General features: G+C 61.4%; 30 protein-coding genes. 16 read left to right on the top strand and 14 right to left on the bottom strand.

Annotation, left to right across the window (positions count from 1 at the left end):
* Positions 1–2: 2 nt before the first annotated feature.
* A complete protein-coding gene (ltaE, locus tag DOM32_RS05970) occupies positions 3–1013 on the bottom strand; it encodes a low-specificity L-threonine aldolase (RefSeq protein ID WP_110632204.1) in 1011 nt (336 codons plus the stop codon).
* Between the two features lie 246 nt (positions 1014–1259).
* On the bottom strand, positions 1260–1820 hold the full coding sequence (locus DOM32_RS05965) for a hemerythrin domain-containing protein (RefSeq protein WP_244179819.1): 561 nt from the start codon (positions 1818–1820) through the stop codon (positions 1260–1262).
* 246 nt (positions 1821–2066) lie between these two features.
* Here DOM32_RS05965 and DOM32_RS05960 point away from each other — a divergent pair, with 246 nt between their 5' ends.
* Positions 2067–2363 (top strand): YciI family protein, encoded by a 297-nt coding sequence (locus DOM32_RS05960; protein WP_110632201.1) that lies wholly within the window; start codon positions 2067–2069, stop codon positions 2361–2363.
* 7 nt (positions 2364–2370) lie between these two features.
* A complete protein-coding gene (locus tag DOM32_RS05955; protein ID WP_110632196.1) occupies positions 2371–2715 on the top strand; it encodes a hypothetical protein in 345 nt (114 codons plus the stop codon).
* A gap of 38 nt (positions 2716–2753) precedes the next feature.
* Here DOM32_RS05955 and DOM32_RS05950 read toward each other — a convergent pair whose 3' ends face one another.
* Positions 2754–3620 carry a sirohydrochlorin chelatase gene (locus DOM32_RS05950; protein WP_110632193.1) on the bottom strand — a complete coding sequence of 289 codons (867 nt, stop codon included), beginning with the start codon at positions 3618–3620 and terminating at the stop codon, positions 2754–2756.
* A 311-nt stretch (positions 3621–3931) separates the two neighbouring features.
* Between DOM32_RS05950 and DOM32_RS18220 the strand changes: the two genes are divergently transcribed.
* The 3 genes from DOM32_RS18220 (at position 3932) to DOM32_RS05935 (ending at position 4714) form a co-directional block, all read left to right on the top strand.
* Complete coding sequence (locus DOM32_RS18220) at positions 3932–4168, top strand: addiction module protein (RefSeq protein WP_110632190.1); 237 nt, start codon at positions 3932–3934, stop codon at positions 4166–4168.
* Positions 4169–4483, top strand: coding sequence for a hypothetical protein (locus DOM32_RS05940; protein WP_110632188.1), 315 nt, complete (start codon positions 4169–4171; stop codon positions 4481–4483).
* A gap of 78 nt (positions 4484–4561) precedes the next feature.
* Positions 4562–4714, top strand: a complete 153-nt coding sequence (locus tag DOM32_RS05935; RefSeq protein ID WP_208625320.1) for a hypothetical protein — start codon at positions 4562–4564, stop codon at positions 4712–4714.
* Positions 4715–4773: 59 nt separating this feature from the next.
* Here the strand turns inward: DOM32_RS05935 and DOM32_RS05930 are convergent, their stop codons facing one another.
* The 3 genes from DOM32_RS05930 to DOM32_RS05920 form a co-directional block, all read right to left on the bottom strand.
* Positions 4774–5691, bottom strand: a complete 918-nt coding sequence (locus tag DOM32_RS05930) for a restriction endonuclease (RefSeq protein ID WP_110632185.1) — start codon at positions 5689–5691, stop codon at positions 4774–4776.
* 317 nt (positions 5692–6008) lie between these two features.
* Positions 6009–6881 (bottom strand): M90 family metallopeptidase, encoded by an 873-nt coding sequence (locus DOM32_RS05925; RefSeq protein WP_110632182.1) that lies wholly within the window; start codon positions 6879–6881, stop codon positions 6009–6011.
* 7 nt (positions 6882–6888) lie between these two features.
* Positions 6889–8451 carry a bifunctional GNAT family N-acetyltransferase/carbon-nitrogen hydrolase family protein gene (locus tag DOM32_RS05920; RefSeq protein WP_110632178.1) on the bottom strand — a complete coding sequence of 521 codons (1563 nt, stop codon included), beginning with the start codon at positions 8449–8451 and terminating at the stop codon, positions 6889–6891.
* A 405-nt stretch (positions 8452–8856) separates the two neighbouring features.
* Here DOM32_RS05920 and DOM32_RS05915 point away from each other — a divergent pair, with 405 nt between their 5' ends.
* Positions 8857–9879 carry a sensor domain-containing diguanylate cyclase gene (locus DOM32_RS05915; protein WP_208625319.1) on the top strand — a complete coding sequence of 341 codons (1023 nt, stop codon included), beginning with the start codon at positions 8857–8859 and terminating at the stop codon, positions 9877–9879.
* Between the two features lie 41 nt (positions 9880–9920).
* Here DOM32_RS05915 and DOM32_RS05910 read toward each other — a convergent pair whose 3' ends face one another.
* Both DOM32_RS05910 and DOM32_RS05905 read right to left on the bottom strand, forming a co-directional pair.
* Entirely contained in the window at positions 9921–10541 is a 621-nt protein-coding gene (locus DOM32_RS05910) for a flavin reductase family protein (RefSeq protein ID WP_110632175.1), read from the bottom strand.
* A 139-nt stretch (positions 10542–10680) separates the two neighbouring features.
* Positions 10681–10929 carry a GlsB/YeaQ/YmgE family stress response membrane protein gene (locus tag DOM32_RS05905; RefSeq protein WP_087720584.1) on the bottom strand — a complete coding sequence of 83 codons (249 nt, stop codon included), beginning with the start codon at positions 10927–10929 and terminating at the stop codon, positions 10681–10683.
* Between the two features lie 214 nt (positions 10930–11143).
* On the opposite strand from DOM32_RS05905, the gene DOM32_RS05900 reads away from it, so the two are divergent.
* Positions 11144–12097: a TIGR03571 family LLM class oxidoreductase gene (locus DOM32_RS05900; RefSeq protein WP_110632172.1), complete on the top strand. Its 954-nt coding sequence runs from the start codon at positions 11144–11146 to the stop codon at positions 12095–12097.
* 73 nt (positions 12098–12170) lie between these two features.
* Here the strand turns inward: DOM32_RS05900 and DOM32_RS05895 are convergent, their stop codons facing one another.
* Together DOM32_RS05895 and DOM32_RS05890 are read right to left on the bottom strand one after the other, a co-directional pair.
* Positions 12171–12896 carry a dienelactone hydrolase family protein gene (locus DOM32_RS05895; protein ID WP_071231678.1) on the bottom strand — a complete coding sequence of 242 codons (726 nt, stop codon included), beginning with the start codon at positions 12894–12896 and terminating at the stop codon, positions 12171–12173.
* A 192-nt stretch (positions 12897–13088) separates the two neighbouring features.
* Positions 13089–14006, bottom strand: coding sequence for an AraC family transcriptional regulator (locus tag DOM32_RS05890; protein ID WP_208625318.1), 918 nt, complete (start codon positions 14004–14006; stop codon positions 13089–13091).
* A gap of 207 nt (positions 14007–14213) precedes the next feature.
* Here DOM32_RS05890 and DOM32_RS05885 point away from each other — a divergent pair, with 207 nt between their 5' ends.
* A complete protein-coding gene (locus tag DOM32_RS05885; protein WP_110632170.1) occupies positions 14214–14630 on the top strand; it encodes a VOC family protein in 417 nt (138 codons plus the stop codon).
* Positions 14627–15616, top strand: a complete 990-nt coding sequence (locus DOM32_RS05880; RefSeq protein ID WP_110632167.1) for a saccharopine dehydrogenase family protein — start codon at positions 14627–14629, stop codon at positions 15614–15616. The genes DOM32_RS05885 and DOM32_RS05880 overlap by 4 nt, the downstream gene beginning before the upstream one ends.
* Here DOM32_RS05880 and DOM32_RS05875 read toward each other — a convergent pair.
* Positions 15603–16226, bottom strand: coding sequence for a TetR/AcrR family transcriptional regulator (locus DOM32_RS05875; RefSeq protein ID WP_110632163.1), 624 nt, complete (start codon positions 16224–16226; stop codon positions 15603–15605). The genes DOM32_RS05880 and DOM32_RS05875 overlap by 14 nt on opposite strands.
* Positions 16227–16396: 170 nt before the next feature.
* Between DOM32_RS05875 and DOM32_RS05870 the strand changes: the two genes are divergently transcribed.
* Complete coding sequence (locus DOM32_RS05870; RefSeq protein ID WP_110632160.1) at positions 16397–17137, top strand: SDR family NAD(P)-dependent oxidoreductase; 741 nt, start codon at positions 16397–16399, stop codon at positions 17135–17137.
* Positions 17138–17189: 52 nt separating this feature from the next.
* Positions 17190–17591, top strand: a complete 402-nt coding sequence (locus DOM32_RS05865) for a VOC family protein (RefSeq protein WP_110632157.1) — start codon at positions 17190–17192, stop codon at positions 17589–17591.
* Between the two features lie 165 nt (positions 17592–17756).
* On the opposite strand, the gene DOM32_RS05860 is transcribed toward DOM32_RS05865, so the two are convergent.
* Positions 17757–18686: an AraC family transcriptional regulator gene (locus DOM32_RS05860; RefSeq protein ID WP_208625317.1), complete on the bottom strand. Its 930-nt coding sequence runs from the start codon at positions 18684–18686 to the stop codon at positions 17757–17759.
* 221 nt (positions 18687–18907) lie between these two features.
* Between DOM32_RS05860 and DOM32_RS05855 the strand changes: the two genes are divergently transcribed.
* Together DOM32_RS05855 and DOM32_RS05850 are read left to right on the top strand one after the other, a co-directional pair.
* On the top strand, positions 18908–19672 hold the full coding sequence (locus tag DOM32_RS05855; RefSeq protein WP_110632153.1) for an SDR family NAD(P)-dependent oxidoreductase: 765 nt from the start codon (positions 18908–18910) through the stop codon (positions 19670–19672).
* A 36-nt stretch (positions 19673–19708) separates the two neighbouring features.
* Positions 19709–20485: an SDR family NAD(P)-dependent oxidoreductase gene (locus DOM32_RS05850; RefSeq protein WP_110632150.1), complete on the top strand. Its 777-nt coding sequence runs from the start codon at positions 19709–19711 to the stop codon at positions 20483–20485.
* A gap of 181 nt (positions 20486–20666) precedes the next feature.
* Here the strand turns inward: DOM32_RS05850 and DOM32_RS05845 are convergent, their stop codons facing one another.
* Positions 20667–20864, bottom strand: a complete 198-nt coding sequence (locus DOM32_RS05845; RefSeq protein WP_110632147.1) for a tautomerase family protein — start codon at positions 20862–20864, stop codon at positions 20667–20669.
* 205 nt (positions 20865–21069) lie between these two features.
* Between DOM32_RS05845 and DOM32_RS05840 the strand changes: the two genes are divergently transcribed.
* On the top strand, positions 21070–21966 hold the full coding sequence (locus DOM32_RS05840) for a LysR family transcriptional regulator (protein ID WP_110632145.1): 897 nt from the start codon (positions 21070–21072) through the stop codon (positions 21964–21966).
* A gap of 306 nt (positions 21967–22272) precedes the next feature.
* The gene (locus tag DOM32_RS05835) at positions 22273–22797 is read left to right on the top strand and encodes a YgjV family protein (RefSeq protein WP_110632142.1); all 525 of its coding nucleotides are present in this window, start codon (positions 22273–22275) and stop codon (positions 22795–22797) included.
* Here DOM32_RS05835 and DOM32_RS05830 read toward each other — a convergent pair.
* Positions 22785–23474, bottom strand: a complete 690-nt coding sequence (locus tag DOM32_RS05830; RefSeq protein WP_110632138.1) for a glutathione S-transferase family protein — start codon at positions 23472–23474, stop codon at positions 22785–22787. The two genes, DOM32_RS05835 and DOM32_RS05830, sit on opposite strands and share 13 nt — an antisense overlap.
* Positions 23475–23709: 235 nt before the next feature.
* Here DOM32_RS05830 and DOM32_RS05825 point away from each other — a divergent pair, with 235 nt between their 5' ends.
* Entirely contained in the window at positions 23710–25512 is a 1803-nt protein-coding gene (locus DOM32_RS05825) for an assimilatory sulfite reductase (NADPH) flavoprotein subunit (RefSeq protein ID WP_110632136.1), read from the top strand.
* Positions 25513–25674 lie beyond the last annotated feature (162 nt).

Genomic DNA, 25674 nt, shown 5'->3' with positions numbered 1-25674 from the left:
GGTCAGGCGGTGAAGTACTCGTCGAAAGCGGCGACGACGCGATCGATGTCGTCCATCGACACATCGCGATGGGTCACGAAGCGCGGCGCGTAGAGCGCACCGACCAGAATGTCGCGTTCCTTCAGCCAGGCGTGCAGCCGAGCCGGATCGAACGCCGAACGAGTGAACTCGACGAACACCATGTTGGTCGCCTGCGCCGTCACCGTGACGCCGTCGATACCGGCCAGCCCCGCAGCCAGCCGCTCGGCCTTGGCGTGATCCTCGGCGAGCGGTGCCAGATGATGCTCCAGCGCGTATTCGCAGGCCGCTGCCAGCATGCCGACCTGGCGCATGCCGCCGCCGACCACCTTGCGCCAGCGCCGTGCCGTCTCGATGAACGCCGCCGGCCCCACCAGCACCGAACCGGCCGGTGCGCCCAGCCCCTTCGAGCAGCAGATCGAGATCGTATCGAACGGGCTGCAGAGCGCTTCCAGGCTGGCCCCGGTAGCGGCCGCAGCGTTGCCGATCCGTGCGCCATCCAGATGGGTCGCCAGGCCATGACGCCGCGCCAGCGCAGTGGCCGCTTCGACATAATCGGCATCCAGCACCTGGCCGTGGAAAGTATTTTCCAGCGTCAGCAGGCGCGTGCGGGCAAAGTGCGGGTCGATCGGCTTCACCGCCGCCTCGATCTTCGCCAGCGGCAGCGTGCCGTCCGCCTCGTTCTCGATCGGCTGCGGCTGGATCCCGCCGAGTACTGCCGCGCCGCCGCCTTCCATGCGATAGGTGTGCGCCTGCTGGCCGACGATGTACTCGTCGCCGCGCTGGCAATGGCTCAACAGCGCCACCAGGTTGCTCTGCGTGCCGGAAGGGAAGAACAGCGCCGCCGCCTTGCCGGTACGCTCGGCGATATAGGTTTCCAGATGGGCCACGCTGGGATCGTCGCCCCATACGTCATCGCCCACTGGCGCATCGAACATCACCCGGCGCATCGCCTGGCTTGGCCGGGTGACGGTATCGCTGCGAAGATCGATCATGGAATCTGGCCTCTTCATGTCGTTGAACGGTGTCGAGAAGGATTGTACAGCCGACGGCCTTGTTCCCGCGCTGGTATCGACTCGATCCAGCACGGCATGGCACGGCAAGAAACGACGCGAACGACTCGCCCACCGAGCTTCGAATAGGGGCCGAATACCATCCGTAACGACAAGATATGACCACAAAAAGCCCCGGATCGGCATGGTCCGGGGCAGTAGCAAGGTCGCGATTTGCGGGCGGCGAGTCTAGCCGGTGTGGCGTCCCGTGAGCTTGTCACGGAGCCGGTCGATCATGCCGACGCCTGGCCCGACACTTTTATGGAACAGCTCGGAGTGGGGTGCGCTGGGGTGAGGGCGAGTCGGCGCCAGGTGCTTGGCCTTTTGCACCTTGTCGCCCATTTCCACGAGTTGTTCACTGGAGAGGTGAGCGCGCAGTTTGGGAAACTGGTCGGACTCCTCGTCATCGGCGTGGTGACGCAGCTGCTTGTCCAGTTCCTGCACCAGCTCCATGAACGCCGGATCGGCAGCATCGGCCTCTTCCAGCTTCTTCATCACCTGCACGATCTCGTCATGTTCCTGCTTGTCATGCTCGACCTCTTCCTTGCCGCCCGGCAGATCCTTTTCCATCACCGGGTAGACGTACATCTCTTCGGCAACGGCATGACGCATCACTTCCGCGATCGCCGTTTCGACCAGATCCCGGCGTTGCTCGACATCTTGAGTCTGCGTCGCCCTAGCCAGCAGCTCCGTCATCTCTCGGTGATCGGTCGTCAGGATGTCGACGACATCCTCGTTCGGTCTAGTCACGTTATCGGTCGTCATTATATTCCCTCCTTGGGATTTTCTTCCTGAGCGCCGATTCGAAGCCCGATTTTCCACCTCGATGCTCGACCTCAGTTCTCAAGATAGTCACGTTCCGATATCCGGTCCAAGCGGGGAACGACCCCATTGCCGGGCGCTGACCGTGCGATCGGGAGGCGGATTGTCTCTTCAGGCGGGCTGACGCATGATGCGAGTCGTCTTCGATGAACCACGAAACGACAGGAGCACCGCATGAAACAGTACGCCGTAGTGGCCTATGACTACACGGACGATGAAGCGCTCGAGCGCCGGCTGGCCCATCGCGAAGCGCATCTGGCAGGGGTTCGTGAGCTCGTCAGGCAGGGGAAGTTTCTCAGTGGCGGGGCGATCCTGAACGATGACGGCAAGATGATCGGTTCCAACACGCATTTTTGTTTCGACGACCGCGCCGATCTCGACGCCTGGCTCGAAACCGAGCCCTACATGACCGGCCGGGTCTGGGAGCGAGTCGACATTCGCGAAGTGAAGCTCTTCGATCCCGACGCCTGAGGGCAGCATGGCAGACAACTCCTCATTGCCCGCGCAGGTTCGCCACTACCTCGAGACAGTGCCTCGCGAAACCCTGCCGCTGACCTACCAGCAACTCGCCGAGGCGTTGGCGCTGCAACCACCGCGCACCATTCAGCGCGTGGCTCAGGCACTGGAGAACCTGATGCGCGAGGATGCCGAGCACGACCGACCCTTCATCGCTGCGCTGGTCGTCAGCCGGCGCGGGGAAGGGCTGCCCGCGCAAGGCTTCTTCGATCTGGCGGTGGAACTGGGGCGGTTTCCTGCCGATCCGGTGCAACATGCCGAGGCCTGGCGGCAGGAGTTCGAGCGGGTGCTGGCGGCGATGAATTAGCCTTCGAGGTCAAATGCCGACCCAAGCCGAAGCGCGGGTCATGCTTCCTTGGCGCCGATCGCCGGCAGTTCTGTCAGTAGCGGCCCACCGGCCAGCGCCTGCTGCAGGCGAGTGGCGAGGAGTTCCAGGATAGCGTCGTTCTCGCCCACCAGCCGGGTCGTCACGACGTTAAGGCCTGGGGCGCGAGACATCGCCTGCGCGCAGATCTCGGCAATGTCGCCATCTTCTCCGGCGTGACGGCCCGGGGAAAGAAACAGCATGGACAGGATCACATCACCTTCGGCCAGGGCCGGCGAGGCCAGCAACGTCTCCAGCAGCGGCTCGTTGAAGCGGTAGGCGTCGCCGTCACGGCGCTCCATGGAAGCGAAAGTGACGCAGTCGACCTCATCGGCCAGCAGCGCGCTCAGTTGCCCGGCGAGATAGTTGCGCACCGCCGTGACCTCCGGGATCGGGCTGCCGTGATCGACCAGCACGACCTTTGGCCGCGACAGATTGGTCATGCGCTCGCGCACGTTGTCTGCCAGCAGCCGGGCCAGACGCAGATCCGGCGCCAGCAGCGTGTCGACCAGCGGCGGGGCGACCTTTACCGAGAGCTGCGGATAGCTGGCCTGCACCTCGGCCAGTCGCTCCGGCAGATAGCGGGTCAATGCCTGACTGGGGCCGAAGAAGAAGGGCAGTATGATCAGTTCCGTGCCGCCCTCCGCTGCGTAGCGCTCGGCCAGTGGCCCCACCGTGGCGGCCTTGCGTCCGCCGAGCGCCTCGGGCGGAATCTTGAAGGAGTGCAGCAGCGATGCGGCCTCGACCGCCTCGCCCGTGGCCTGACTCAAGGCATCGGCAAGACGACGCAGATTGAGCGTCGCCTGGGGGCGCAGGGAACCGTTGTCGACGAGCAGTATCTTTCGCATGGGGCCTCAAAGCTGGCGCAGGTAGATGGCGAGTCAAGCCTTTCACGGCAAGACGAGTCGATACGAAGCCAGCATAAGCGACTTTTCCTGATAGGGAAAAATAGCTAAGAAATGGGCTGATGGCGCTCTGATTTTCCCTATCGGGAAAGTGGGCATCCTTTGGAACGGGGGATCAGGCGAGGTGAATATAATGCCACTGAGCACGCGCGGCTGCGTCATAATTGCGAAACCGCAATGCCGTTGCCGTGACTGGCCTTGTTAGGGCTTTTCAGACGGCATAGCATAACTTTATCGCTACTCGTGGAGGCGTCATGACTACCGAAACGCTGGATCACCTACGCTCCCAGATTTCGACTCTCTCCGAGTCGGAACGTGCGGCGTTGGCTCGCGAACTCATCATGAGCCTGGATGGCCCCCGTGACGACTCCGTTGAGCAGGCCTGGAGCGAGGAAATCGTTCGCCGTGCATCCAAGGCCAAAAGCGGCAAGGGCACAATGTTGAGTCGCGAAGAATTCCGAACCAAGATGCGGACGAGACTGGGCCAGTAAGTGCGAACGGTAAGAATACTTGAAGAAGCCTCGCATGAAGCGATAGAGGCAGCAGTCTGGTACGAATATGAGCAACCTGGACTCGGAGCAGAGTTTTTCATTGCCGTTGAAGCTGCTATCGACGTCATTGAAGAAAACTTCATTCCTTTATCCCCTCTCTCGGGAGAAGCTGGCGAAACCGGTGCAAAGCGGCTGATCCTGGAGCGCTTCCCGTTTGACGTTGTTGCGATTGAGTTGCCGGAAGAAACCGTCGTTATCGCCTTTGCCCATCATTCCCGAAAACCTGGCTATTGGCTGGGACGCAGTAGGTCCTAACTGACATGAGACCGCACATGGCGAATCAATCGGTCCAGCGGCTTCATGGATGGGCGTCGCGTGTGATGGCGGCACGATGTGAGCCTTACGCGCACCATCCAGCGCACCGCCCAAGCACTGGAGAACCTGATGCGCGAGGATGCCCAACAGCACCGGCCCTTCATCGCTGCGCTGGTCGTCAGCCGGCACGGGGAAGGGCTACCGACGCCAGGCTCTTCTATCTCGCGGTAGAGCTGGGGTGGTTTCCCGCCGCCCCGGCGCAGTATGTCGAGGCCTGGCAGTTTTCACGATTAATCTTCAATGAAAAAATCAGTATCCACTTTCTTGACTTCGTATGTCTCGGCAGAACTCACACCTACACCATGATCAATCATAAGTTGTACAAGGTCAGTGCCATCTAGAAGAACCACCTTCGGATCAATCTGGCCGACATAATCCAGCGCCTCTTCCGAGAAACGGCTGGTGGTAATAAACACGCCTTTCTTAGCTCGCTGTCCATGAAGAGCACCAACAAATTTTTGAATCTCCGGTCGGCCAACTACCGCTTCCCAGCGTTTAGCTTGAAGATATATTGTCTCCAGCCCGAGACGGTCTTCTTTGATAATGCCATCAATTCCTTCATCTGCCGTTTTTCGCGTAGCTTTCCCTGCTTCTTTTACGGAACCGCCATACCCCATCGAAACAATGAGGTGGATGACGAGCTTCTCAAAAAACTCTGGCGTATTAGCTTTAATTAAATGAAGAAGCTCATTCGCTACTTCGTCCCGAAGTTGTTGATATGCTTGCTCAAGCGTTTCTTCAGGCGTGGTAGAAGAAGTATCGTGGTCGCCCACGTGAGTCACTTTTTGAGTGCGATTCTTGCTGCTCGCCTGCCGAAACTCTTGAAACTCTTCGAACTGTTCCAAATACTTGATACTGATCCGATCAGGGGCTTCAATAAGGATCTGCTTGCCACGATTAGAGATATTAAATTTACCCCGTTTGGGAGATTCCAAAATCCCCGCTTGGGTCAGATAAACCTTTGCCCAAGCCACACGATTTGCGAACGTATATTGCCGGCCGCTCGGCAGTCTTTTTTCAAGATCCTCTTGGGAGAGCCTCATGACTTCTGCCAGCCCTTCTCGGGCTTCCTGCATCGAATGTTCTTCGCCGTCAGCGGAGAATTTTAGTAATGGCAGCATTAATGATTGAAAGTCAGGTACGGCCAAGTGGTACTCCCGTTTTCAACTATAACATTTGTTAGGTGGCGGGCTCGTTATACTCTTTTTAACGAGTATGCGTATTCAACATTTTTATGCAGCATCCTTATTTGTATGACTTTTCCAATTTTTAGTTGAGTCCATCCTATAACACCAAACATCGCGTCGGCTGCAAACTCTATTATATTGAACGACCTATCATTCCTGCCAATGTAAAACAATATTTGTCCCGAGTAACGTTGTGAGACCATTTCTCTAGTCAGGATTGGCTTAGGTGTTTTGGCCATTGGGGCCGATATGCGGCTACAGGGCAACGAGGGTCGATTCTATGAGCCATCATCCTCATCTTTCCGCCGCTGAAATCTCACCAACGGCTCCTGACGAAAGTAGCGGTTCAGCAGGTCGAGCAGGTCGGGGTAGACGGCGGCGAGTTGATCCGGGGCGCTGAAGAAGAGTTCGCAGCAGACGGCGAAGCATTCGCCGGGGTGGGTGGCGGCGTAGTCGTCGATGGGGGTGGGCTCGTCGTGGGCGATGTGGGCCTGCAGGTCGTCCCAGACGGCGGTGAAGACGCGGTGCCATTCTTTCGATGTGACATCGCTCGCGGCGGCGAGCGGCGGGAAGCCGTCGACATCCTGCGAGTTGCCCAGGTCGAGCTTGTGGGCGAATTCGTGAATGATGACGTTATAGCCGGTGTAGTCGCCGCTCTCGGCGACATCGGGAATCGCCAGCACCACCGGGCCGCGCCAGGAGGTTTCCCCGGCGCGCTCGTCCACGTATTCGTGCATCACGCCAAAGTCGTCCATCTCCTCGACGTGTCGATGAAAGGCGTCGGGCAGCAGGATGATCTCGGTGACGTTGTCGAAGGCGGCGCTGGCGTCGCGATCCGACCAGCCGAGGGTGAGCAACTGGGCCTGGGCGGCGATGGCGAGCAGGGCGGCATCGTCGAGCTCGACGCCGTCACCGGCGACCCAGCGCTTGCCGTGCAGCAGTTGCCAGGCGCGCGGGCCGAGACGTTCGGCATCAACGTCGTCGAGATCGGCCAGCAGCGGCAGGCCGTGGCGGATCGGCCGCCACGCCTCGGGGTCGAACGGGGGGCGCGAGCGTTGCCGGGCGTTGTGCCGGTTGCCTTTCCGATCCTGCCGCCAGGCTTTCCACCAGTCCTGCCACCTGCTCTTCCCCCCGCCTTTCAACAAGCTCATGTCCCGCTCAGCTCTCTTCCTGACGCGCCCCGGATTTCCACGACCAGTCGCGCAGGCGCAGGTCGAACAGGTCCAGGCGGCGGTCCTTGAGGTTGGTCACTGCGCCTTCGGAACGCACCAGCTTGAGTTTGGTCAGATCGAGATCCGAGAACATCACCATTTCGGTATTGGGCGTGGTCTCCGACAGCACGGCATCGTGGGGGAAGGCGAAGTCCGACGGCGAGAACACCGAGGACTGGGCGTACTGGATGTCCAGGTTCTCGATCGAAGGCACGTTGCCGACGCTGCCGCAGACGACCACGTAGCATTCGTTCTCGATGGCGCGGGCCTGGGCGCAGTGGCGCACGCGCAGGTAGCTGTTCTTGGTGTCGGTCCAGAACGGCACGATCAGGATGTCCATGTCCTGCTCGGCCAGCAGGCGCGGCAGCTCTGGGAATTCCACGTCGTAGCAGATCAGGATGCCGACGCGGCCGGCATCGGTCTCGAACACCTGCAGTTCGTCGCCGCCTTCGACCACCCAGTCGCGCCGCTCCTGCGGGGTGATGTGCAGCTTGGCCTGGCGGTCGATCTCGCCGTCGCGGTGGCAGAGATAGGAGACGTTGTAGAGCTTGCCGTCCTCGCCCAGCTCGACCATCGAACCGGCAACGATGTTGATGTTGTAGGAGACCGCCATGCGCGAGATTTCGGTCTTGAAGCGCTCGGTGAAACCGGCCAGGAACTGGATCGCGGCGACCTGGTCTGTCTGGTCGGTCAGCCCCATCAGCGGGGTGTTGAACAGCTCCGGGAAGACAGCGAAATCGCTCTGGTAGTCGGAGATGGCGTCGACATAGAACTCCACCTGCTGAAGCACGGCTTCGACCGAGTCGAATTCCCGCATCTGCCACTGCACGGCGCCCACGCGAACCTGGGTCCGGCGGGTCTCGATGATCCGGCTGGCCGGCTCGTAGAGGATGTTGTTCCACTCGAGCAGGGTGGCGTAGCCCATCGATTTCTCGTCTTCGGGCAGATACTTGGTCAGCAGGCGCTTGACCAGGAAGTCGTTGGCCAGCTGGAACGAGAGGATCGGGTCGTAGAACTCCTTGCGCGCCACGCGTTCGATGTACTCCGCGGGCGACATCTCGTCGGCGTGCTGGTGGTAGTTCGGGATCCGCCCGCCGGCGAGGATCGCCCGCAGGTTCATGGAGCGGCACAGGTCCTTGCGCGCTTCGTAGAGACGCCGGCCGAGACGGTAGCCGCGATAGGCCGGGTCGATCAGCACGTCGAGCCCGTAGAGCGCGTCGCCGTTGGCATCGTTGAGGATGATCTCGCGATGGCCGATCAGCTCGTCGTACTTGTGCGGGTTGGAGAAGTGGTCGTAGTCGACCAGCACCGTCAACGCCACGCCGACGATCTTGCCATCGTCCTCGACGATGATCTGGCCGTCGGCGAACTCGCCGATCAGCTTGTCGATCGTCAGCTTCGACCAGGCGCCACCGATGTCGTCATAGACGGCATCCATCAGCCGTTTGAGCTGCGGGTAGTCCTCGGGGGTGAGGTTGCGCAGGTTGAGATGCAGTTCTTCCAAAGACATTGAGCGCCGGACTCCATGAGAAAAATAGGAGGGAGATAGAGACAAAGTCTAACACGCCGTGGGACGCCGTTCGTGTGGCAAGGGGTGATCGCTCCGCTCGTCGTTGCCTTGCCGGGAGTGGTGTTCCGCGTCTTCACGGTTTACGGTTTGATTACTTTTGTAGACGTAACGTTGCGATCGCTTGGAGTCGAGCGCCGATGAAAAGCCGATTGCCGATGGAATCTGAGCTTGGAGATGGAATCGCGTGCAAGCGGTGCTCCTGAGAAAAATGGGGCGCGATACACGCCCAAGGATACTGGTTCGGGGCGACCACTACCGCTGGCGGCATTTGCGAGGCCCGAAAGGCCCGGAAGGCCGGCATACGCCCCTCGTCTCATCACCTCAACGTGAACCCGGAGTCACACGATGATGCGCCAACGCCCCATTCCCGAGCCGCTACTGGCACGGCTCTACAACGGCCCCAGCGATCCTGAACGGCTGGAAGCAGTGATCCGACCGCTGTTGACGCTGCTGGTCGAGATCACGGGGCTCGAATCCGCCTACTTCACGCATGTCGATGAAGCGCAAGGCACGCAGGCCGTGCTCTATGCCCGTAATACGGGAGACCTATGCATTCCCGAGGGGCTCAGCGTGGCGTGGGAGGACACTTTGTGCCGACGCGCGCTGACTTCGGGATGCACCTACATACAAGACGTCGCGAGCCATTGGGGCGACTCGCAAGCCGCCCAAGCGCAGGGCATACAAACCTATCTCAGTGAGCCGGTCAAACGTCTTGGCGGTCAGCTTTTAGGCACCTTGTGCGCGGCGAGCAACGTCTCGCAACACGTCACCGACGAGGCGCGCCACTATTTGACGATATTTGCCATCTTCATCGGCAAGTATCTCGAAAGCGAAGCCTTGCTCGATATCCTGCTCGACGAAAATCTGCGTCTCAGCGAGCAAGCCTATACCGATCCGTTGACGGGTATCGCCAATCGGCGCGCCATCGACCAGGCTCTGTCAACGCAGCTGGCGCAGGCCGAGCAGCAGGGTGGCGTGCTGCACGTGGCTTTCATCGACCTAGACGATTTCAAGGAAATCAATGACCGATACGGCCACGACGCCGGCGATCGCTTTCTGATTCAGATCGCGATGTCGCTGCGTGGGCGCTGCGAGGCCGGTGATATCGTGGGGCGTTACGGCGGAGACGAGTTCGTGGTAATACGTCCCGCTGTTGCAGGTGACGATCTTGCGGCCCAGCGTGACTCGTTCAGGCAGTGCCTGATGCAGATGACGTGTGGCACCTTCGAGCTCGAAGGTGCCACCTTCGAATACGCTGGCGCCAGTGTCGGGGCGATCACCACCGAGCTTGGTGAAACCGATGTGCAGGCAGTGCTGCAGCAATCGGACGACGCCATGTATCGCTGCAAGCGAGCACGTCGCAAGTGATGTGCGCGAGCACGCCTGAACGATATGCGTGAAAACCGAGATCAGCCGGGGCGGTACATCTTGAAGTTCTGGTCCGGGCTGATTTCGAAGTAGTCGGCCGGGCCGCCGCCACGCAGAATCGGCCGGGCAGCGGCGGTCTGGTAGATACCGTCCTTGAGCAGCGCCGAGTCGATATGCACGCCGACGACTTCGCCCAACACCAGCCAGTTGTCGATATCCTCGCCCGCGGCCGATTGCAGCCGAAGGGTCTGCGTCATCCGGCACTCGAACACGACCTGCGCTTCCTTGACGTGGGGAACGCCGATGACGCGGGATTCTTGCGGCGTCAGACCCGCCAGCTCGAACTCGTCGACCTCGGCCGCTACCGACGCCGAACTCTGGTTCATCGCCTCGGCGAGCGCCCGCGTCGACAGCTGCCAGCAGAACTCGCCAGTCGCCTCGATGTTGCGCACGCTGTCCTTATAGCCCGCGCTGGAGAAGCCGATGATGGGCGGCGTGTCGGCGAACGCGTTGAAGAAACTGTAGGGCGCCAGATTCAGCCGGCCTTCGCGATCCCGCGAGGAGATCCAGCCGATCGGCCGCGGCCCGACGATCGCCTTGAAAGGGTTGTGCGGTAGCTCGTGACCGCGACTCGGTTCATAGAAATGCGCGTTGCTCGGCATGCCGGATGATCCTGGAGGGAGTGTCGGAAGCGGGAGGATTTCTCGCGTACTGGCGAAGGGTATATCGACTGAAGAGGGAAGAGAAGCAGGCCACCGGCTCGGCGGACGGGCCGCCGAGCCGGGGCGATCGGTGATGGCGCTACTTGCGCACGACGCGATAGATGATCAGCAGCACGATTGCACCGAGGACGGCGATCAGGAAGCTGCCGATATTGAAGCCGGATACGTCACCAAACCCTAGCGCGGTCCCGATCCAGCCGCCGACGACGGCACCGAGAACCCCGATGATGATGGTGACGATAAAGCCACCCGGATCCTTGCCTGGCATGACCATCTTGGCGATGGCGCCAGCGATCAGGCCGAAGATGATCCACGCAATAATTCCCATGGTGTCTGTCCCTGTTTGGTTCATGCTGAACTTTCGCAACAAGTGCATGCCTTCCTGCATGCCCTTTGGACACTAGTCGCAGATCGGAAATACGACAAGCGCGGATCGGCGCTATCATCGTGCCTTGCGCCTTGTTTCCCGGGCATCGTGATTGGCGACGCGGCCCGGACGACAGCGCATCCCGATGTATCGGTCGAATGTTCAAGGAGGGGGCATGTCTGCTGGCGGAGCCGAACAGGCGATCGTTGGGCGCGTATTGGCACCGGATCGGCTGTCGATCGGATTGACGCTGCCGCTGATGCCGAGCGGTCAGGAAGGGGTCGATGTCACCGAACAGCGGCGTCTGGCGAAACTCGCCGATAGCGGCGGGTTTCGCGCGCTGTGGATTCGGGACGTGCCGCTCAACAGCCGCGACTACCCCGATCCGGTCGGCCATCTGGATCCCTGGAGCTGGCTGGGCGCCCTGGCGGTGGAAACGCGGCAGATCGCGCTGATCAGCGGCGCCATCGTGCTCACCCTGCGCCACCCGCTGCATATCGCCAAGGCGGCGGCTTCGGTCGCCACGCTCTCGGAAGGTCGTTTCATCCTCGGGCTGGGGTCCGGCGATCGGCCGCCAGAATTTGCCGCCTTCGGTGAGGACGTCGCCGAGCGGCGGCGGCTGTTCGCGGATCACTGGCAGGTGGTGGCAAAGGCGCTGGGTACGCCGCAGCAGGTCGTGCCGGATCGGCATGAGACGGATTCGCCGGATTTCCAGCTGCGGCCGCTAGCCCCGGAGCCCGTGCCGCTGCTGGCGGTCGGTTCGGGAGGGCAGAGCGTCAACTGGATTGCCCGCCACGCGATCGGCTGGATGACCTATCACCGCGAGCCGGCGCAGCAGCGCGATCGCTACCGGATGTGGCGTGCCGCCGTGGAGCAGAGCGTACCCGGCGAGTTCCGCGGGTTCGGCGAGGCGATGCGTCTCGACCTTGACGCCGATCCGGGCGCCCCGGCGACACCGATCGACCTGGGCTATCGCGCCGGCCGTGATGCCCTCATCGACGTGCTCGAGGCGCTCAGAGAGATGGGCGTTCATCACGTTTCCCTGAATCTGCGTCTCGAGGAGCGGCCAGCCGATGCCATCATCGAGGAGCTGGCCGCCCACGTCCTGCCGCATTTTCATCGGCCCTGATTCATCAACCCTGACCGTTCAGGACTCGCGCTGGAACGATCCTATCCGTTCCGGCACGAGCTCGACTCGCTCCTCACTCGGAGTGGCTGGCCAGGAACGTCAGCGTGCGGCCATGAGCCAGCGCGGAAGCATGCTGGTTGTAGCTCGCCCGCGCCCAGCAGTTGAAGCCGTGCTCGGCGCCGCCATACAGATGCACTTCGACATCCTTGTTGCCGGCAAACGCCTGGCGGGTCTGTTCGACCTGCTCGAGCGGGATATGGTCATCCTCGGCGCCGAAGTGGAACTGAACGGGCACCTTGAGCTCGTTGGCGCGCGGCAGGTATTCGGTCACGCCGCCGGCGTAGTAGCAGATCGCGGCGTCGACACCGGCATCCAGGGCGCAGAGGTAGGAAAAGACGCCGCCCATGCAGTAGCCCACGGAAGCGATGGGGCCGTCGCAGACGGGGCTTGCCCGCAGCGCCTTGGTGGCCGCACGGAGGTCGCTGACCGCCGTCGGATAATCGAGCGCCTGCTTGTGGGCGACCGCCGCTTTCCAGTCGTCGCCGTCATAGCCAAGTTCGACGCCCGGCTCGTCGCGCCAGAACATGTCGGGCACGATGACGCTATAGCCATCCATCGCATACTGTTCGGCGACGCCACGCATGTGGCCGTTGACGCCGAAGATCTCCTGGATCAGCAGGATGCCGGGCCCTTTGCCCTTGTGCGGCAGCGCCTGGTAGGCCTTGAACGTCTTGCCGTCCTCGGCGGTGATCTCGATCCATTCGGTCCTGATGTTCGTCTGGGAATCGCTCTGAGACATGGTCTCTCCTTGTGGGCGGTTGACTGAACCTGAAATTAAGCGCTTTGGGATAAACGCTTAGCGATAAAACGGTGAAGCCCGAGACGGGAAGTTTAGCAGGCAATGCAAAGACGAGAGTGCCACGTTTCCCGAACTCTCCAGTGGCAGTAAAGGCCGCGCCAAACGCCGGTTGCCGGCGCGCCGAGGCGGCTTTCAGCGATCGGGCGATCGGCCGCGCCCCTTGGCTTCCCCCAGAATCCTCGCGCTATCCCGGGCGGGAGGCAGCCCGAATACCCGGGCGTAATCTCGGCTGAACTGTGTCGCGCTTTCATAGCCGACCTCGAAGGCGGCGCGGGTGACGCTTCTGCCGCTGGCTACCATGAGTGTGCGCGCCTGGAGCAATCGAACCCGTTTCTGGTACTGCAACGGGCTCAGCGTGGTCACCGCCTTGAAGTGGCGGTGAAACGCGGACACGCTCATCGCCGCTTTCTGGGCCAGCGTCTCCACCCTGATCGGTTCGGCAAAGTCCCGACGGATCCATTGGATGGCCTGGCTGACGCGGGCCATGGCGGTATCCGGCGCCGCGATGTCACGCAGCATCCAGCCGTGGGGCCCTTGCAGGACCCGGTAGAGAATCTCCCGTTCGTATACCGGAGCGAGGGCCGAGATCTCCTCTGGGTTATTCATCAATCGCAGCATGCGTAGCCATGCGTCCATCAACGCCGGCGTGACCGCAGCCACCGAGAATCCTGCGTTGTCGTCGTTCTCGCTTTCGTCACGTCCGGCAGGCGTAGGCAGGTCGGTCAGCAGCGTCGAGAGTACGGCGGGGTCGAGTGTCAGGCTCAGCGCGAGGTAGGGCTCCCCCGAAGCCGCCGGATGAACCGTGCCCACCGCCGGCAATTCGATGGACATGACGAAATACGTCGCCGGGTCATAGCGCAGCGTGCGGTCGCCGACGGTCATCGTCTTGCTGCCCTGCAGGATCAGATTGACCATCGGCTCGTAGACGGCGGCCAGCATATGTTCCGGGATTTCGCCCTGAATCATCGCCACACGCGGAATACCCGTCTCCGTACGGCGATTCCCGGCCCCGGCAGCCAGGGAGCGAAGCTCGAGCAGTTGATCGTTCATGGCGGGCGGCTGGTCGTTCATGGCGAGCGGTTGGGTGGTTATGGCGAGCGGTTGGGTGGTTATGAAGAGATATGCTGATCCCGGGTGCGCACCCGCGCAAGCAAAAAGCAGAAACGGGCAGGTTTCGGGCAGGAACGGCTGAGCCCGCGATGACGGTAAGGGTTACGGTGGTTGCTGACGATAGCGTCCGAACAACGAGGCCACCACATGCTGGATCATCTCTTTTTATCCGTCAGCGACATCGAACGCTCGATTCGTTTCTACGAGGCCGTGCTCGCTCCGCTGGGGATCACGGCGCGGCTCGATTACGACGGCAAGGACGGCCCGCCGGGCCATCCGGATCTCAAGGGCTTCGGCGCCAATGGCCGAATGTTCTTCTGGCTACGTGAGGGCGTGGTCGAGGGACGGGCCGTTCACGTCGGTTTCGTGGCGAACAGCAAGGCGGAGGTCGAAGCGGCCTACGCCGCGGCCATCGAGAACGGGGCTATCGAGAACGATTCTGTCGACAAAGGCGCACCCGGGGCACGGCTGCATTACGACCCCGACTACTACGCCGCCAACGTTATGGACCCCGATGGTTACAGCCTCGAATTCGTCTACAAGAACTGGCAGCACGCCCGATGAAAACACTCCTGATCTACGGCGCGACCGGCTATACCGGTCGCATGGCGGCAGCGCGTGCCAAGGCGCTGGGGCTCGATTTCGAGATCGCCGGACGCAACCGGCAGACGTTGGCCGCCCTCGCTGACGCCCTGGCGGTGTCGTTTCGTGTGTTTGACGTCGATGGCGCTGCCAATGGCGGAGCAGAACAGTCCCTGACAGGTGTCGATGTGCTGCTGAACTTCGCCGGCCCTTTCGCGCAAACGGCGGAGCCATTGATGCGGGCGTGCCTGGAAGCTGGTGTCGATTACCTGGATATCACCGCCGAGATCAACGTCTACCGGCTGGCGGAACGGCTGGGCGCCGAAGCGGCCGAGGCCGGCATCATGCTGCTGCCTGGGGTCGGCTGGGACGTGGTGCCGACGGATTGCCTGGCAGTGCACGTCGCGCAGCGTGTGCAGGAGCCGCGGTCGCTAAGCGTTGCGCTTCAGGTGCCTGGCTCGATGTCGCGGGGCTCTGCCATGAGCGTCAGCGAGATCATTGGCGCGGGCCTGATGGCGAGGGTCGAGGGCCATCTCATCCCGACTCCCGATGCGCAGCCGCGACACTTCGATTTCGGTGACGGACCGGTGCTGTGCGCGCCGCTGTCGTTCGGTGATCTGGTGACCGCTTGGCACTCCGCCGGCATCCCCGATATCGCCATGTTCGTGCATGTCAGCGGAGAGGCGTTTCCCGAGGGGGATCTGTCGCAACTGCCCGACGGCCCGACAGCAGAACAACGCGATGCCCATCGCGCCCGTGCCGTAGCGGAGGTGACGGGAGCCGACGGCACGGTGGTCCGATCGATGATCGAAACCGTCAACGGCTACTCCTACACACCATTGGCTGCGATCGAGGCCGCGCGTCGGGTACTGGAAGGCGAACGGCGGCCGGGTTTCGAAACCCCGGCGCGGCTATTCGGTAAGGGGTTCGCCAAGACCATCACCGGCACAACCATCACGGATCGCTAGAGATCGAAGCCGCTGTGGACTCCTCGGTCTTCTCCGCCAGTTCATGGGCGATAAATCGACCGGCGGTCCGGGCGACTTGCATCAGGCGCTCGTAGGGCATGCCGTTGCAGGCCGAGGCCGAGAGTCCGCGCAGAGTGACCGCCATGTAGTCGGCCAGCGTCTGCGCCTCTTGCGGGCTAACCTGATCGAGGTAAGCCCGAATCGCCTGGATACCGCCATTGGCAAGATTCTCGGCCGTCTGGCGGGCGGCCGGGTCATCCGCTCGCAAGCCCTCCGTAATCATGCAGCCACGCAGCAGGCTGTCTCGCCCGTACTGTTCGGCAGCGGCGAGCAGCAGGGCGGGAAGTGCTTGAGCAGGGGGCCGGTCTGGCGCCAGAAGTTCGTCCAGCGGCAGGGCGTTTTCCTGCGCATAGCGCAGCATTGCTCGTTCGAACAGCGCTGCCTTGCTGCCGTAGGCGGCGTAAAAACTGGGCGGCTTGATGTTCATGGCTTCGGTCAGATCCGCAAGACTGACCGCGTCATAGCCACGTTCATGAAACAGTGCCTGGGCGATGGCGACTCCCGCTTCGCGATCGAAAGCAGGACGGCGTTGCCGAGTCTTTGCGTTCATGGGACCTCGCTGGATGAAAATTGCATTGTAGCGACTGCTATAACAGAGCTCGGACACTCGAGCAAGGGCCTCTATGTATCGACCACTAAATAAAGTACGTGACACGTCGCGATATGTAGCGTTCACTATATAGGTCATTTCCGTCTACTTCCTCGTACAGGGAAATCTCCATGTCATTCAAAGATAAGGTCGTGCTGGTTACCGGTGGGTCATCCGGTCTGGGGCTCGCGATTGCGCGGGAGTTCGTTGAACAGGGCGCTCGCGTGGTCATTACCGGACGCCGGCAGGAGGCGCTGGACGAGGCCTTGTCCAGCTTGGGCGACAACGCGGCCGCCATTACTGCCGATGTGTCGAATGCAGCCGATCTGGCAGCACTTTTTGGTCGTATCGAGTCGCTTCATGGCCGTATCGATGTCCTGATCGCCAACGCCGGGATGGGCGAAATCACCCCACTCGGCAAGATTACCGAGGCGGTTTTCGATCGCGTTTTCGATACCAACGTGAAAGGGGTGACGTTTACCGTCCAGGGCGCGCTGCCCCTTATGCCCCAAGGGTCCAATATCGTCATCATCGGCTCGACTGCCTCGATGAACCCCGGCCCGGGCTTGAGCGTCTACGGCGCCACCAAGGCCGCTCTGCGTGCCATGGTCAGAAGCTGGATTCTGGACATCAAGGGTTCCGGCGTTCGGATCAATCTTCTCAGTCCCGGCCCTGTCGATACGCAATCTCTGCGAAGCATGCTGGCCGATGACGCGGAGCAGATCATTCAAGCGTTCAGCGAAAAAAGTACGCTGGGGCGGATCGGCGAGGCGCACGAAATCGGCAAGGCTGCGGCATTCCTGGCAAGCGATGCCTCGAGCTATATCAACGGCGTCGAGCTGTTCGCCGATGGTGGCGCGTCGCAGGTCTGATCAGCCTTTGAGGCGTTCATCCATACCACTGGAACCACAGCGTACAACAACCATGACCATCCTCGATCACATCGAATTCGCCGTGCGCGACGCTGAAGCCTCGCGTCGCTTCTACGAACTGGCCCTCGCGCCGCTGGATATCGTCCGGGTCATCACCGTCGGGCCCGAGCGCACTCGCACCGGAGGCACACGCCACGGCTTCGGCAGGGACGGTTACCCCAGCCTCTGGATTCATGACAACGAATCCCCGGGCGCCGGCACACACATTGCCTTTGCAGCGCAGAGCCGCGCCATCGTCGATGCCTTCTATCAGGCCGCAGTGAAAGCGGGCGGGACCGATAACGGGCCGCCCGGCATCCGAACGCACTACCACGACCACTACTACGCGGCGTACGTATTGGACCCGGACGGTATCAATGTGGAAGTGGTGTGCCAGCATCATCGCCCGGATTAAGGTGCTGGCCCGCACGGTCAGATGACTTCGAACACGGCACGTTCATGAGAAAGTTCGCGGAATCCGTGGACGCTATGATAACGGCCGGGTCCGCTAGTGTTGATTCCACCAAACGGTAGATGGCTCTCTGGCCAGTTTCTTGCCCTGGCCTATTCGAGTTGGCAGTCATATGGACCGTAACGGCGCAACGTCGCGAATCGGTGGCGCACCGAACATCCGTCGGTATTCCCGGTTGAATTGGCTAATGCTTTCGTAGCCAACCCGGATACCTGCCGTTGCAGCATCGATATTTTCCGCGATCAACAGCCTTCTCGCCTCATAAAGGCGTAGGTGTTTCTGGTACCGAAGCGGGCTCATCGAGGTCACTTTACGGAAATGATGGTGAAGCGTAGACACGCCCATCTCGGCCAGTTCCGCTAGGGCTTCGATTTTCAGCGGCTGCGTATAGTGATCATGCAACCAGGTAACGGCCTTGGCGACACGCTGGCTTTGCGTTCCCGTCATGACGGTGTCGCGAAAACGACCGCCGGCAGAGCTGGTCAGTACCCGATAAAGAATCTCTCGCTGGACAAGACCGCCCAGGTGGAGCATGTCGTGTGGCTGGTCGAGCAGCCGAACCAGTCTGCTCGTCGCATCCATTAAATCGACTGTCGCGGGGCCGGTCGCCATGGCTTTGTGCTGTATCTCTGCTTTCGGGCCACGCGTCTCGACATCCGCAATCAACTGGCGAGCCATCTGTAAATCAATCTTCATCAGCAAAGAGAGATAGGGCCGCTCGGGCGATGCTTCGGTGACTTCGGTAATCGTGGGCAGATTCACTGCCGTCAGCAGAAACCGTGAGGCGTCGTAGATATACGTCGTGTTTCCTAGTACGACGCGCTTCCTTCCTCGAATGATGATGGCAAGGCTGGGCTCGTACAGGTAGGGCGTCGGTGGCTGTGGCGTCGTTACCTTGACAAAACTCAGGCCCGGCAGACGGGTTTCACGCTCCATCTGATTGCCGACAAAGGTGGAGATCTGTCTCGCCATCTGATCGCGGATGGCTGCCGTTTCCTCTCGCCGTGCCTGGTCGTCTATCCCGAGTTCGATGATCACTGTCCGCTCCTGCCTGTTCGAGCACTGCCATTCTAGATCGAGGACTGACCAGATTTCCGCTTTTCCCGGGTCAAGAGAATCAGGCAATCAATGGGAAGAAATGGCGTCACGTGTTCCCCCTCGAGGGTCCTAGCCTTTGGGTCGTCACTTGAATCAAGTATCTGGACACGGACGACGGCATCGAGCGTCCCGATCCAGGTCGACGCAAACGGAGGAACATCATGGAAAACGTCGAGAAGCTCAAAGGAACCGTAGCCCTCATCACCGGCGCATCCAGCGGTATCGGGCAGGCGACGGCCATTCGACTGGCCAATCTGGGAGCCAGCGTTGCGCTGGTGGCCAGACGCCAGGATAGGCTCGAATCACTTGCCAACAGGATCGCCGCCACTGGCGGCACCGCGTTGGTGATCGCAGCCGACATCACAGACAACCACGAAGCCGAGCGCGTGGTTGATCAGGTGCTCGAACGCTTCGGTCGTCTGGACACCTTGGTCAACGCAGCGGGGCTGATGCTCAATGGCCCCTCCGTGGAATCGCCGCTTGAAGAGTGGGATCGCATGGTGGACATCAACCTGCGGGGGTTGATGTACCTCACCAAGCAGGCGCTGCCGCATCTTCTTCAGGCCGTGACATCAAGCCCTCGCGCTGTGGCGGATGTCGTCAATATCTCCTCGGTTGCCGGGCGTATCGCTGCTCCCCAGGTCGCCATCTACAACGCCACCAAGTTTGCCGTCACGGCCGCCACCGAAGCCTGGCGCCAGGAGTTCACCAGGCAATCGCTACGCTTTTCGGTGATCGAACCCGGTGCGACCGCGACCGAACTCTTCGAGCAGAAAGACGGACAGTGGGAGGGTTTCACCAGCATGTTCGGCGAGGTGGAGCGCTTGCATGCGGAAGATATCGCCGAGGCCGCTGCCTTCATCGTGACCAATCCCCGACGAGTGGCGATCAACGAAATCGTCGTCAGACCCACGGATCAACCCTGATCCATTAGATACGACCTGCTCATGAGGAAGATCGCTATGTCTACAGCACAGGATTTCGCCCAGAAAGTCGTACTCGTGACCGGTGGGGGTACCGGGATCGGCAAGGCTGCGGCTATGCAGTTCGCCCGTCGGGGAGCGCGAGTGGCTATCGCGGCCCGACGGCCTGAAGCGCTCGAACAGACCGTTACCGAGATTCGCGCGGCCGGCGGGGATGCCACGGCGTTCCGAGCCGACATTGCCCTGGCTACGGATGTGGAATCGCTAATTGGCAGTGTCGTCGAGCGATACGGACAACTGGATATCGCCTTCAACAACGCAGGCGTCATGGGAAAGTGGGGGCTCAGTGAGTCACTGACGGCCGAGGATTTCGACCAGGCCATCGGCATCAATCTGCGAGGTACCTGGTTGTGTTGTCAGGCCGAGATCGCCCAGATGGCCAAACAGCAGACCGGGGGTGTCATCGTGAATACGTCATCATGGCTTGCGCATGGTGCGCTCGAGGGGTCGACCCTTTATTCGATCAGCAAGGCGGGTCTCGACAACATGGTACGGGCGCTGGCGCTGGAGACCAGCCGGCAGGGAATCCGGATCAACAATGTCAATCCAGGCGTCATCGACACGGATATGTATCGTCAGAATACCGACGAAGCCAGCCGCAAGCCGTTTATCGCTCATACACCCATGAGCCGGGTGGGTAGCCCCGATGAAGTCGCTGAAGCCGTGGTTTGGCTGAGCTCCGACGCGTCTCGCTTCGTGACCGGTCAGAACCTGCTGGTCGATGGCGGGTATACCATTCCGGGTAATCGGGTCTGACGGGAAAACCGCAACGCGGTCGCCGAGAGCAAGACGAGAACCCTCGGCCAACCCTTCCGCCAGACTCGGGTCACCGGCCAATCTCAGCTAGAAAGGGCACAAGAGTGGCTCTCGCGAGGATGTCGTTGTGTGAGCCGAACGCATCGCTGGACCAGCCGATGCATTGTCGGGCTTGAACAAGTCAGGTCTCGTCGGAAGCAACTCCGAACAGTTTGCCGGCAGCGGCCCAGTCGGAATGTGCCACGTCTTCGAAAATGACGTAGATGTAGTTGGGGTCGGTGCCGGTGTTCTTGACGATGCTTTCGGTGATGTCGGCCGCAACGGCTTCTTTGGTGGCGTGATCCTTACCTTCGAACCAACTGACACGTACTACGGGCATGAGGTGTTCCTCTTGAATGGAGGCAGAAATGAGCAGGGCGAGAAAACGATATGAGTAGAGCTTCCTCAAAAAGTGGTTGAGGTCTGAACGACCTTGGAGGCCAAACCACTTTTGCGGTGAACTCATGCTAGGGTAGAAATGGATGGCGATAAACAAGCCAAAATTCGCATCTGGGTAGAGATTTTATCTACAATAAAGGATGTTTATGCTTCCTCCTGATACCCTGCAAGGCGTGCTCACCTTTGTTGTCGCTGCCCGTGCCCATAGCTTCACCGAAGCTGCCGAGCGGCTCGGTGTGTCCAAGTCCGCCGTCGGTAAATCCATTGCACGCCTCGAAGAGCGACTGGACACCCAACTGTTTCATCGCTCGACCCGTCGCATCACCCTCACTGCCGACGGCGAGGCCTATTTCTCTGCGTGCTCGGCCGGCCTGGAAGAAATCAGCACCGCCGAACGCGGACTTGGCGTCGGAAGCCATGAACCGACCGGGCGCCTGCGAGTCGATATGCCGGTGGCCTTCGGCCGCCGCGTGGGCGCGCCGTTACTGTTCGGGATCGCTCGGAAATATCCAGCGTTGCAACTCAATATCACTTTTTCCGATCATTTGGTCGATCCGATCGAAGAGGGCATTGACCTGCTGGTGCGCTTTGGCGAACTGGAGGACACCAGCGAGCTGGTAGCGCGTCGACTGATGAGCCAGCGTTGGGCCATTTGCGCATCACCAAGCTACTTGGCCCAGGCAGGCGAACCGCAAGACCTCCAGGACCTGGACAACCACCATTGCATCGTCGGGCATCGACGAGGGCAACCGCTGAGTTGGCGAATCAGACGCGAGGGGGAAACGGTGCGATACGCGCCTCCTCTGGCGCATCGGATTGGCGACGGCGAGGTCATGATCACCGGTGCGGTTGCCGGGATAGGGCTGTGCCAGATGCCTCGCAGCCTGATGAAGAACGATATCGATGCCGGGCGATTGGTCGAAGTGTTACAGGACTTCGAGCCGGAGCCGGTCGACGTGCATGCGGTTTGGCCCAGGGTTTCGCATCTGCGCCCCAAGGTCAGATACGTGGTCGACGAACTGGTGAAGTGCTGCCAGGAGTGATGTCGATGGCCCCGAGTTTCTTGAAACTTCTTCTCGGGACCATCGACAACCTTCGATGTGACTACATCACTCCCGATTTTCGCCACTGGTGTGTTCTGGCGCCCGGCACAGCGTCATCGGCCGCTCGAGCTTGATCTCGACGTTCGCAAGCGTCCGTTTTGGCGCCGAGTGGGCTTAGCGGTTGCTTTTACGACATTGGGCTCATGGCGATAGCGGTTTTGAAATTCCGGCAAATGCATCGCTCATGGTCCGAACCGTCTAGGCTGAGGGCTTTCAAGCCAATCCTGCTCAGACATTGGGAGCCGCATGGACGCCTACAACCCAATCTGGATCGCCGCCCAACTGGGCGGGTTCGTCGCCCTCGGCTTCATCATCGCGGCTTTCGCCAGCCGTCAGGACGACCGGCTGCTGCTTTACCTCATCTTCGCCAACGTCGCCTTCGCCGTGCATTTTCTGCTGTTCGGCGAGGCAGTCGCCGCCGGCATGTCGGGTCTGGTGGTCGTCAGGATCTGGCTGGCACGGCGCTTCCCGCGTCGCCAGGGAATCATGTGGCTGGTGCTGATCGCAACGGTGGCGGTCGCCGTGGCGACCTGGCACTCCTGGTACGACATTTTCCCGCTGCTCGCCGCCATCTTTGGCACCCTGGCGATGTTTCTGCTGCGCGGCCTGCCCATGCGCTCGCTGCTGGCGGGTGCCGCGTTATGCTGGCTCGCGAATGCGCTGATCATCGGCTCGATCGGTGGCGCCATCGCCGAATTGCTGGCGCTGGGCACCAACCTGATCACCATGTGGCGAATACAGCGGTCGAAGCGGCGGCTTCAGGCTGGCTGACGGCGATCGGCAAGCACGCGCCGGTCACGAATGCAGTCGGCCTCGTGAGGCTCGTCGATCCACGGCTCGGCGATGCCCTGTTCGATCCATTCGGCGACCGCCGGATGCGCGAGCAAACGGTCGGCGTAGGCCATGGCGGCCATGCCGAGTTCGATGCCGTAGCCGCGCAGGCGTACCGCGACCGGGGCGAACATGGCATCCACCGCGGTGAAGGCGTCGCCGGCGAGCCAGGGGCCGCCGAAAGTCTCCAGCCCTTCCTGCCACAGGGCGTCGAGTCGAATCAGGTCCTTCTCTAGCGACTCGCTCGGGGTATCCAGATCGATGGTCAGCGAGCAGTTCATCGAACACTCGTCGCGCAGCGCGGCAAATCCGGAATGCATTTCGGCGCTGGCGCAGCGTGCCCAACTGCGGGCGGCACGATCGGCAGGCCAGACAGCCGGATGATCTTCGGCGGCGTATTCCAGAATCGCCAGCGAATCCCACACCACCTGATCGCCATCGTGCAGGCAAGGGACCTTGGCGGTGGGCGAGAAGTGCGTGAATGCCTGCTGCTGGCCGGCACCTTCGAACGGCGTCAGTACCTCCTCGAACAGGATTTCCAGCGCGCGCAGCAGCACCCAGGGCCGCATCGACCAGGAAGAGTAGTTCTTGTTGGCGATGAAGAGTCGATAGGTCATGGCTGCCTCCGCTGTCGGGGGAAAGCTCGAGTATGCGATTTCGGATTTGATACGCAAAGCCCTGAGTACTCGATCGAATAAGGACAGCGCCGATCGAACTTTTTGATTCTTTCACCTGCCCCAACATTCAACAATTAACCGACTAGGCTTTAGTCAATCGATTTCGAGAGCGCGTTTCGCGCCATTTCGTTCAATTACCGGTTTATCGGTTACCGGATATGCCGAGAGGTCATGGATGGCTCCCAACTCGCTGACCGACACCAATAGTCCCTTGAGTGCCGATCAGGCTAGGCGCGTGCAGCAGGCGCTGGCGGATCTGGATGCCGCCCAGCGGCAGTGGCTGAGCGGATATCTGGCCGGCCTCAACGCCCAGTCCGCAGGGGCGCCCCAGGGCGGTGATGCGCAGGCGGTGCCAACGCCTTCCGCGGCGTTGACCGTGCTCTACGGCAGCCAGACCGGCAATGCCGAAGGGGTGGCCGAGCTGGCCGCCGAGCGCGCTCGCGCTCAGGGGTTCGACGTCACGCTGGTGAGCATGGCGGACGCTGGCAAGAAGACCTTGAAGGCGACCGAGCGGCTGCTGGTTGTCGTCAGCACCCAGGGGGACGGCGACCCGCCCGATCCGGCACTCGAATTCCACGAGCTGATGATGGGCCGTAAGGCGCCGAAACTGGCGGGGCTGCGTTTCGCCGTGCTGGGCCTGGGCGACGCCAGCTACGAGCACTTTTGCCAGACCGGCAAGGAGTTCGACGCCCGGCTTGCCGAACTCGGGGGCGAGGCGATCCTCGAGCGGACGGATTGCGACGTGGACTACGAAGAGAAGGCCGAGGCCTGGATCGACCAGGTGCTCGAGTCGCTGGCCGGCGATCTCGCCACGCCGCCACCGGCCCAGGCCGTTGGCGGCGACGTGTCGCAGAGCGCCCAGCCGCGCTACTCCAAGAAGCATCCGTTCATGGCCGAGGTGCTGACCAGCCAGCCGCTCAACGGCCGCGGTTCTGACAAGCAGACGCTGCATCTCGAGCTGTCGCTGGAAGACTCCGGGCTTGAATACCTGCCGGGCGATGCCGTTGGCGTGGTGCCGCAGAACGATCCCGCCCACGTCGACGAGCTGATCGAGATGCTCAAGTTCGACGCCGAGTCGCCGCTGGAGGAAGGGCGCGTGCTGCGCGACGCGCTGCTGACGGACTTCGAGGTGACGACGCTGACGCGGCCGTTCCTGCAGCAGTGGGCGGAATGGTCGCAAGCGCCGGAACTGCGCCGGCTGCTGGGGGAAGACGCCCGCGACGAGTTGCGCGACTGGCTGCAGGGGCGCCATATCATCGACGTGATCGAACAGTTCCCGGTCGACGGGATCGACGCTGCCCAGTTTTCGGCGGCGCTGCGCAAGTTGCCGCCGCGACTCTACTCCATCGCCTCGAGCCAGGCCGCGGTTCCGGACGAAGTGCATCTCACCGTTGCCGTGGTGCGCTACGCGACTCACGGGCGTTCCCGCAACGGCGTGACCACGAGTTACCTGGCGGACCGAATCGAGCCCGGCGACCGCGTGCCGATCTACATCGACCGCAACAAGCAGTTCAAGCTGCCCGACGATGACGACGCGCCGCTGATCATGATCGGCCCTGGCACGGGCGTCGCCCCGTTTCGCGCCTTCCTGCAGGAGCGAGAGGAGCGTGGCGCCAGCGGCGACAACTGGCTGTTCTTCGGCGACCGTCATTTCCGCAGCGATTTCCTGTATCAGGCGGAGTGGCTCAAATGGCGCCAGCACGGGCTGCTCACGCGCCTCGATGTCGCCTTCTCCCGCGATCAGCCCGAGAAGATCTACGTTCAGGACCGGCTGCGCGAGCAGGCGGAAACGCTCTATGCCTGGCTGGAGGCGGGCGCGTATGTCTACGTCTGTGGCGATGCCGAATTCATGGCGCCGGACGTGCATCAGGCACTGCGCGACGTCATCCGCGAGCAGGGCGGGCACGGCGAAGCCGGCGCCGATGATTATCTGCGTCAGATGCAGCAGGAGAAGCGTTATCAGCGCGACATCTATTAGAAAACTGCCTGCACTTGCCCATACGTCGTTAAAAATCGGCGCTCAATGCTCATTAACGACCACGTTAACTCCGTGTGAGCGCCGATTTTTGCCTAGTCTGGCCTTCGTTCGATCAGTTTTCTGCGATTGCGGTACGACGATCAAATAGATACGACATCTAGC

The sequence above is a fragment of the Salinicola salarius genome (assembly GCF_003206135.1).
Taxonomy (GTDB): domain Bacteria; phylum Pseudomonadota; class Gammaproteobacteria; order Pseudomonadales; family Halomonadaceae; genus Salinicola; species Salinicola salarius.
This window is presented reverse-complemented; position numbering and strand designations above follow the sequence as displayed.

What these genes read in the sequence shown, in the direction of transcription:
- DOM32_RS05925 (WP_110632182.1), bottom strand. Translation starts at nt 6,881, where the DNA reads ATGAGCTTGTTGAAAGGCGGGGGGAAGAGCAGGTGGCAGGACTGGTGG.
- DOM32_RS05850 (WP_110632150.1), top strand. Translation starts at nt 19,709, where the DNA reads ATGTCTACAGCACAGGATTTCGCCCAGAAAGTCGTACTCGTGACCGGT.
- DOM32_RS05890 (WP_208625318.1), bottom strand. Translation starts at nt 14,006, where the DNA reads ATGAACGATCAACTGCTCGAGCTTCGCTCCCTGGCTGCCGGGGCCGGG.
- DOM32_RS05905 (WP_087720584.1), bottom strand. Translation starts at nt 10,929, where the DNA reads ATGGGAATTATTGCGTGGATCATCTTCGGCCTGATCGCTGGCGCCATC.
- DOM32_RS05915 (WP_208625319.1), top strand. Translation starts at nt 8,857, where the DNA reads ATGATGCGCCAACGCCCCATTCCCGAGCCGCTACTGGCACGGCTCTAC.
- DOM32_RS05900 (WP_110632172.1), top strand. Translation starts at nt 11,144, where the DNA reads ATGTCTGCTGGCGGAGCCGAACAGGCGATCGTTGGGCGCGTATTGGCA.
- DOM32_RS05825 (WP_110632136.1), top strand. Translation starts at nt 23,710, where the DNA reads ATGGCTCCCAACTCGCTGACCGACACCAATAGTCCCTTGAGTGCCGAT.
- DOM32_RS05955 (WP_110632196.1), top strand. Translation starts at nt 2,371, where the DNA reads ATGGCAGACAACTCCTCATTGCCCGCGCAGGTTCGCCACTACCTCGAG.
- DOM32_RS05835 (WP_110632142.1), top strand. Translation starts at nt 22,273, where the DNA reads ATGGACGCCTACAACCCAATCTGGATCGCCGCCCAACTGGGCGGGTTC.
- DOM32_RS05950 (WP_110632193.1), bottom strand. Translation starts at nt 3,620, where the DNA reads ATGCGAAAGATACTGCTCGTCGACAACGGTTCCCTGCGCCCCCAGGCG.
- DOM32_RS05865 (WP_110632157.1), top strand. Translation starts at nt 17,190, where the DNA reads ATGACCATCCTCGATCACATCGAATTCGCCGTGCGCGACGCTGAAGCC.
- DOM32_RS18220 (WP_110632190.1), top strand. Translation starts at nt 3,932, where the DNA reads ATGACTACCGAAACGCTGGATCACCTACGCTCCCAGATTTCGACTCTC.
- DOM32_RS05885 (WP_110632170.1), top strand. Translation starts at nt 14,214, where the DNA reads ATGCTGGATCATCTCTTTTTATCCGTCAGCGACATCGAACGCTCGATT.
- DOM32_RS05960 (WP_110632201.1), top strand. Translation starts at nt 2,067, where the DNA reads ATGAAACAGTACGCCGTAGTGGCCTATGACTACACGGACGATGAAGCG.
- ltaE (WP_110632204.1), bottom strand. Translation starts at nt 1,013, where the DNA reads ATGATCGATCTTCGCAGCGATACCGTCACCCGGCCAAGCCAGGCGATG.
- DOM32_RS05910 (WP_110632175.1), bottom strand. Translation starts at nt 10,541, where the DNA reads ATGCCGAGCAACGCGCATTTCTATGAACCGAGTCGCGGTCACGAGCTA.
- DOM32_RS05870 (WP_110632160.1), top strand. Translation starts at nt 16,397, where the DNA reads ATGTCATTCAAAGATAAGGTCGTGCTGGTTACCGGTGGGTCATCCGGT.
- DOM32_RS05855 (WP_110632153.1), top strand. Translation starts at nt 18,908, where the DNA reads ATGGAAAACGTCGAGAAGCTCAAAGGAACCGTAGCCCTCATCACCGGC.
- DOM32_RS05840 (WP_110632145.1), top strand. Translation starts at nt 21,070, where the DNA reads ATGCTTCCTCCTGATACCCTGCAAGGCGTGCTCACCTTTGTTGTCGCT.
- DOM32_RS05845 (WP_110632147.1), bottom strand. Translation starts at nt 20,864, where the DNA reads ATGCCCGTAGTACGTGTCAGTTGGTTCGAAGGTAAGGATCACGCCACC.
- DOM32_RS05920 (WP_110632178.1), bottom strand. Translation starts at nt 8,451, where the DNA reads ATGTCTTTGGAAGAACTGCATCTCAACCTGCGCAACCTCACCCCCGAG.
- DOM32_RS05895 (WP_071231678.1), bottom strand. Translation starts at nt 12,896, where the DNA reads ATGTCTCAGAGCGATTCCCAGACGAACATCAGGACCGAATGGATCGAG.
- DOM32_RS05830 (WP_110632138.1), bottom strand. Translation starts at nt 23,474, where the DNA reads ATGACCTATCGACTCTTCATCGCCAACAAGAACTACTCTTCCTGGTCG.
- DOM32_RS05875 (WP_110632163.1), bottom strand. Translation starts at nt 16,226, where the DNA reads ATGAACGCAAAGACTCGGCAACGCCGTCCTGCTTTCGATCGCGAAGCG.
- DOM32_RS05880 (WP_110632167.1), top strand. Translation starts at nt 14,627, where the DNA reads ATGAAAACACTCCTGATCTACGGCGCGACCGGCTATACCGGTCGCATG.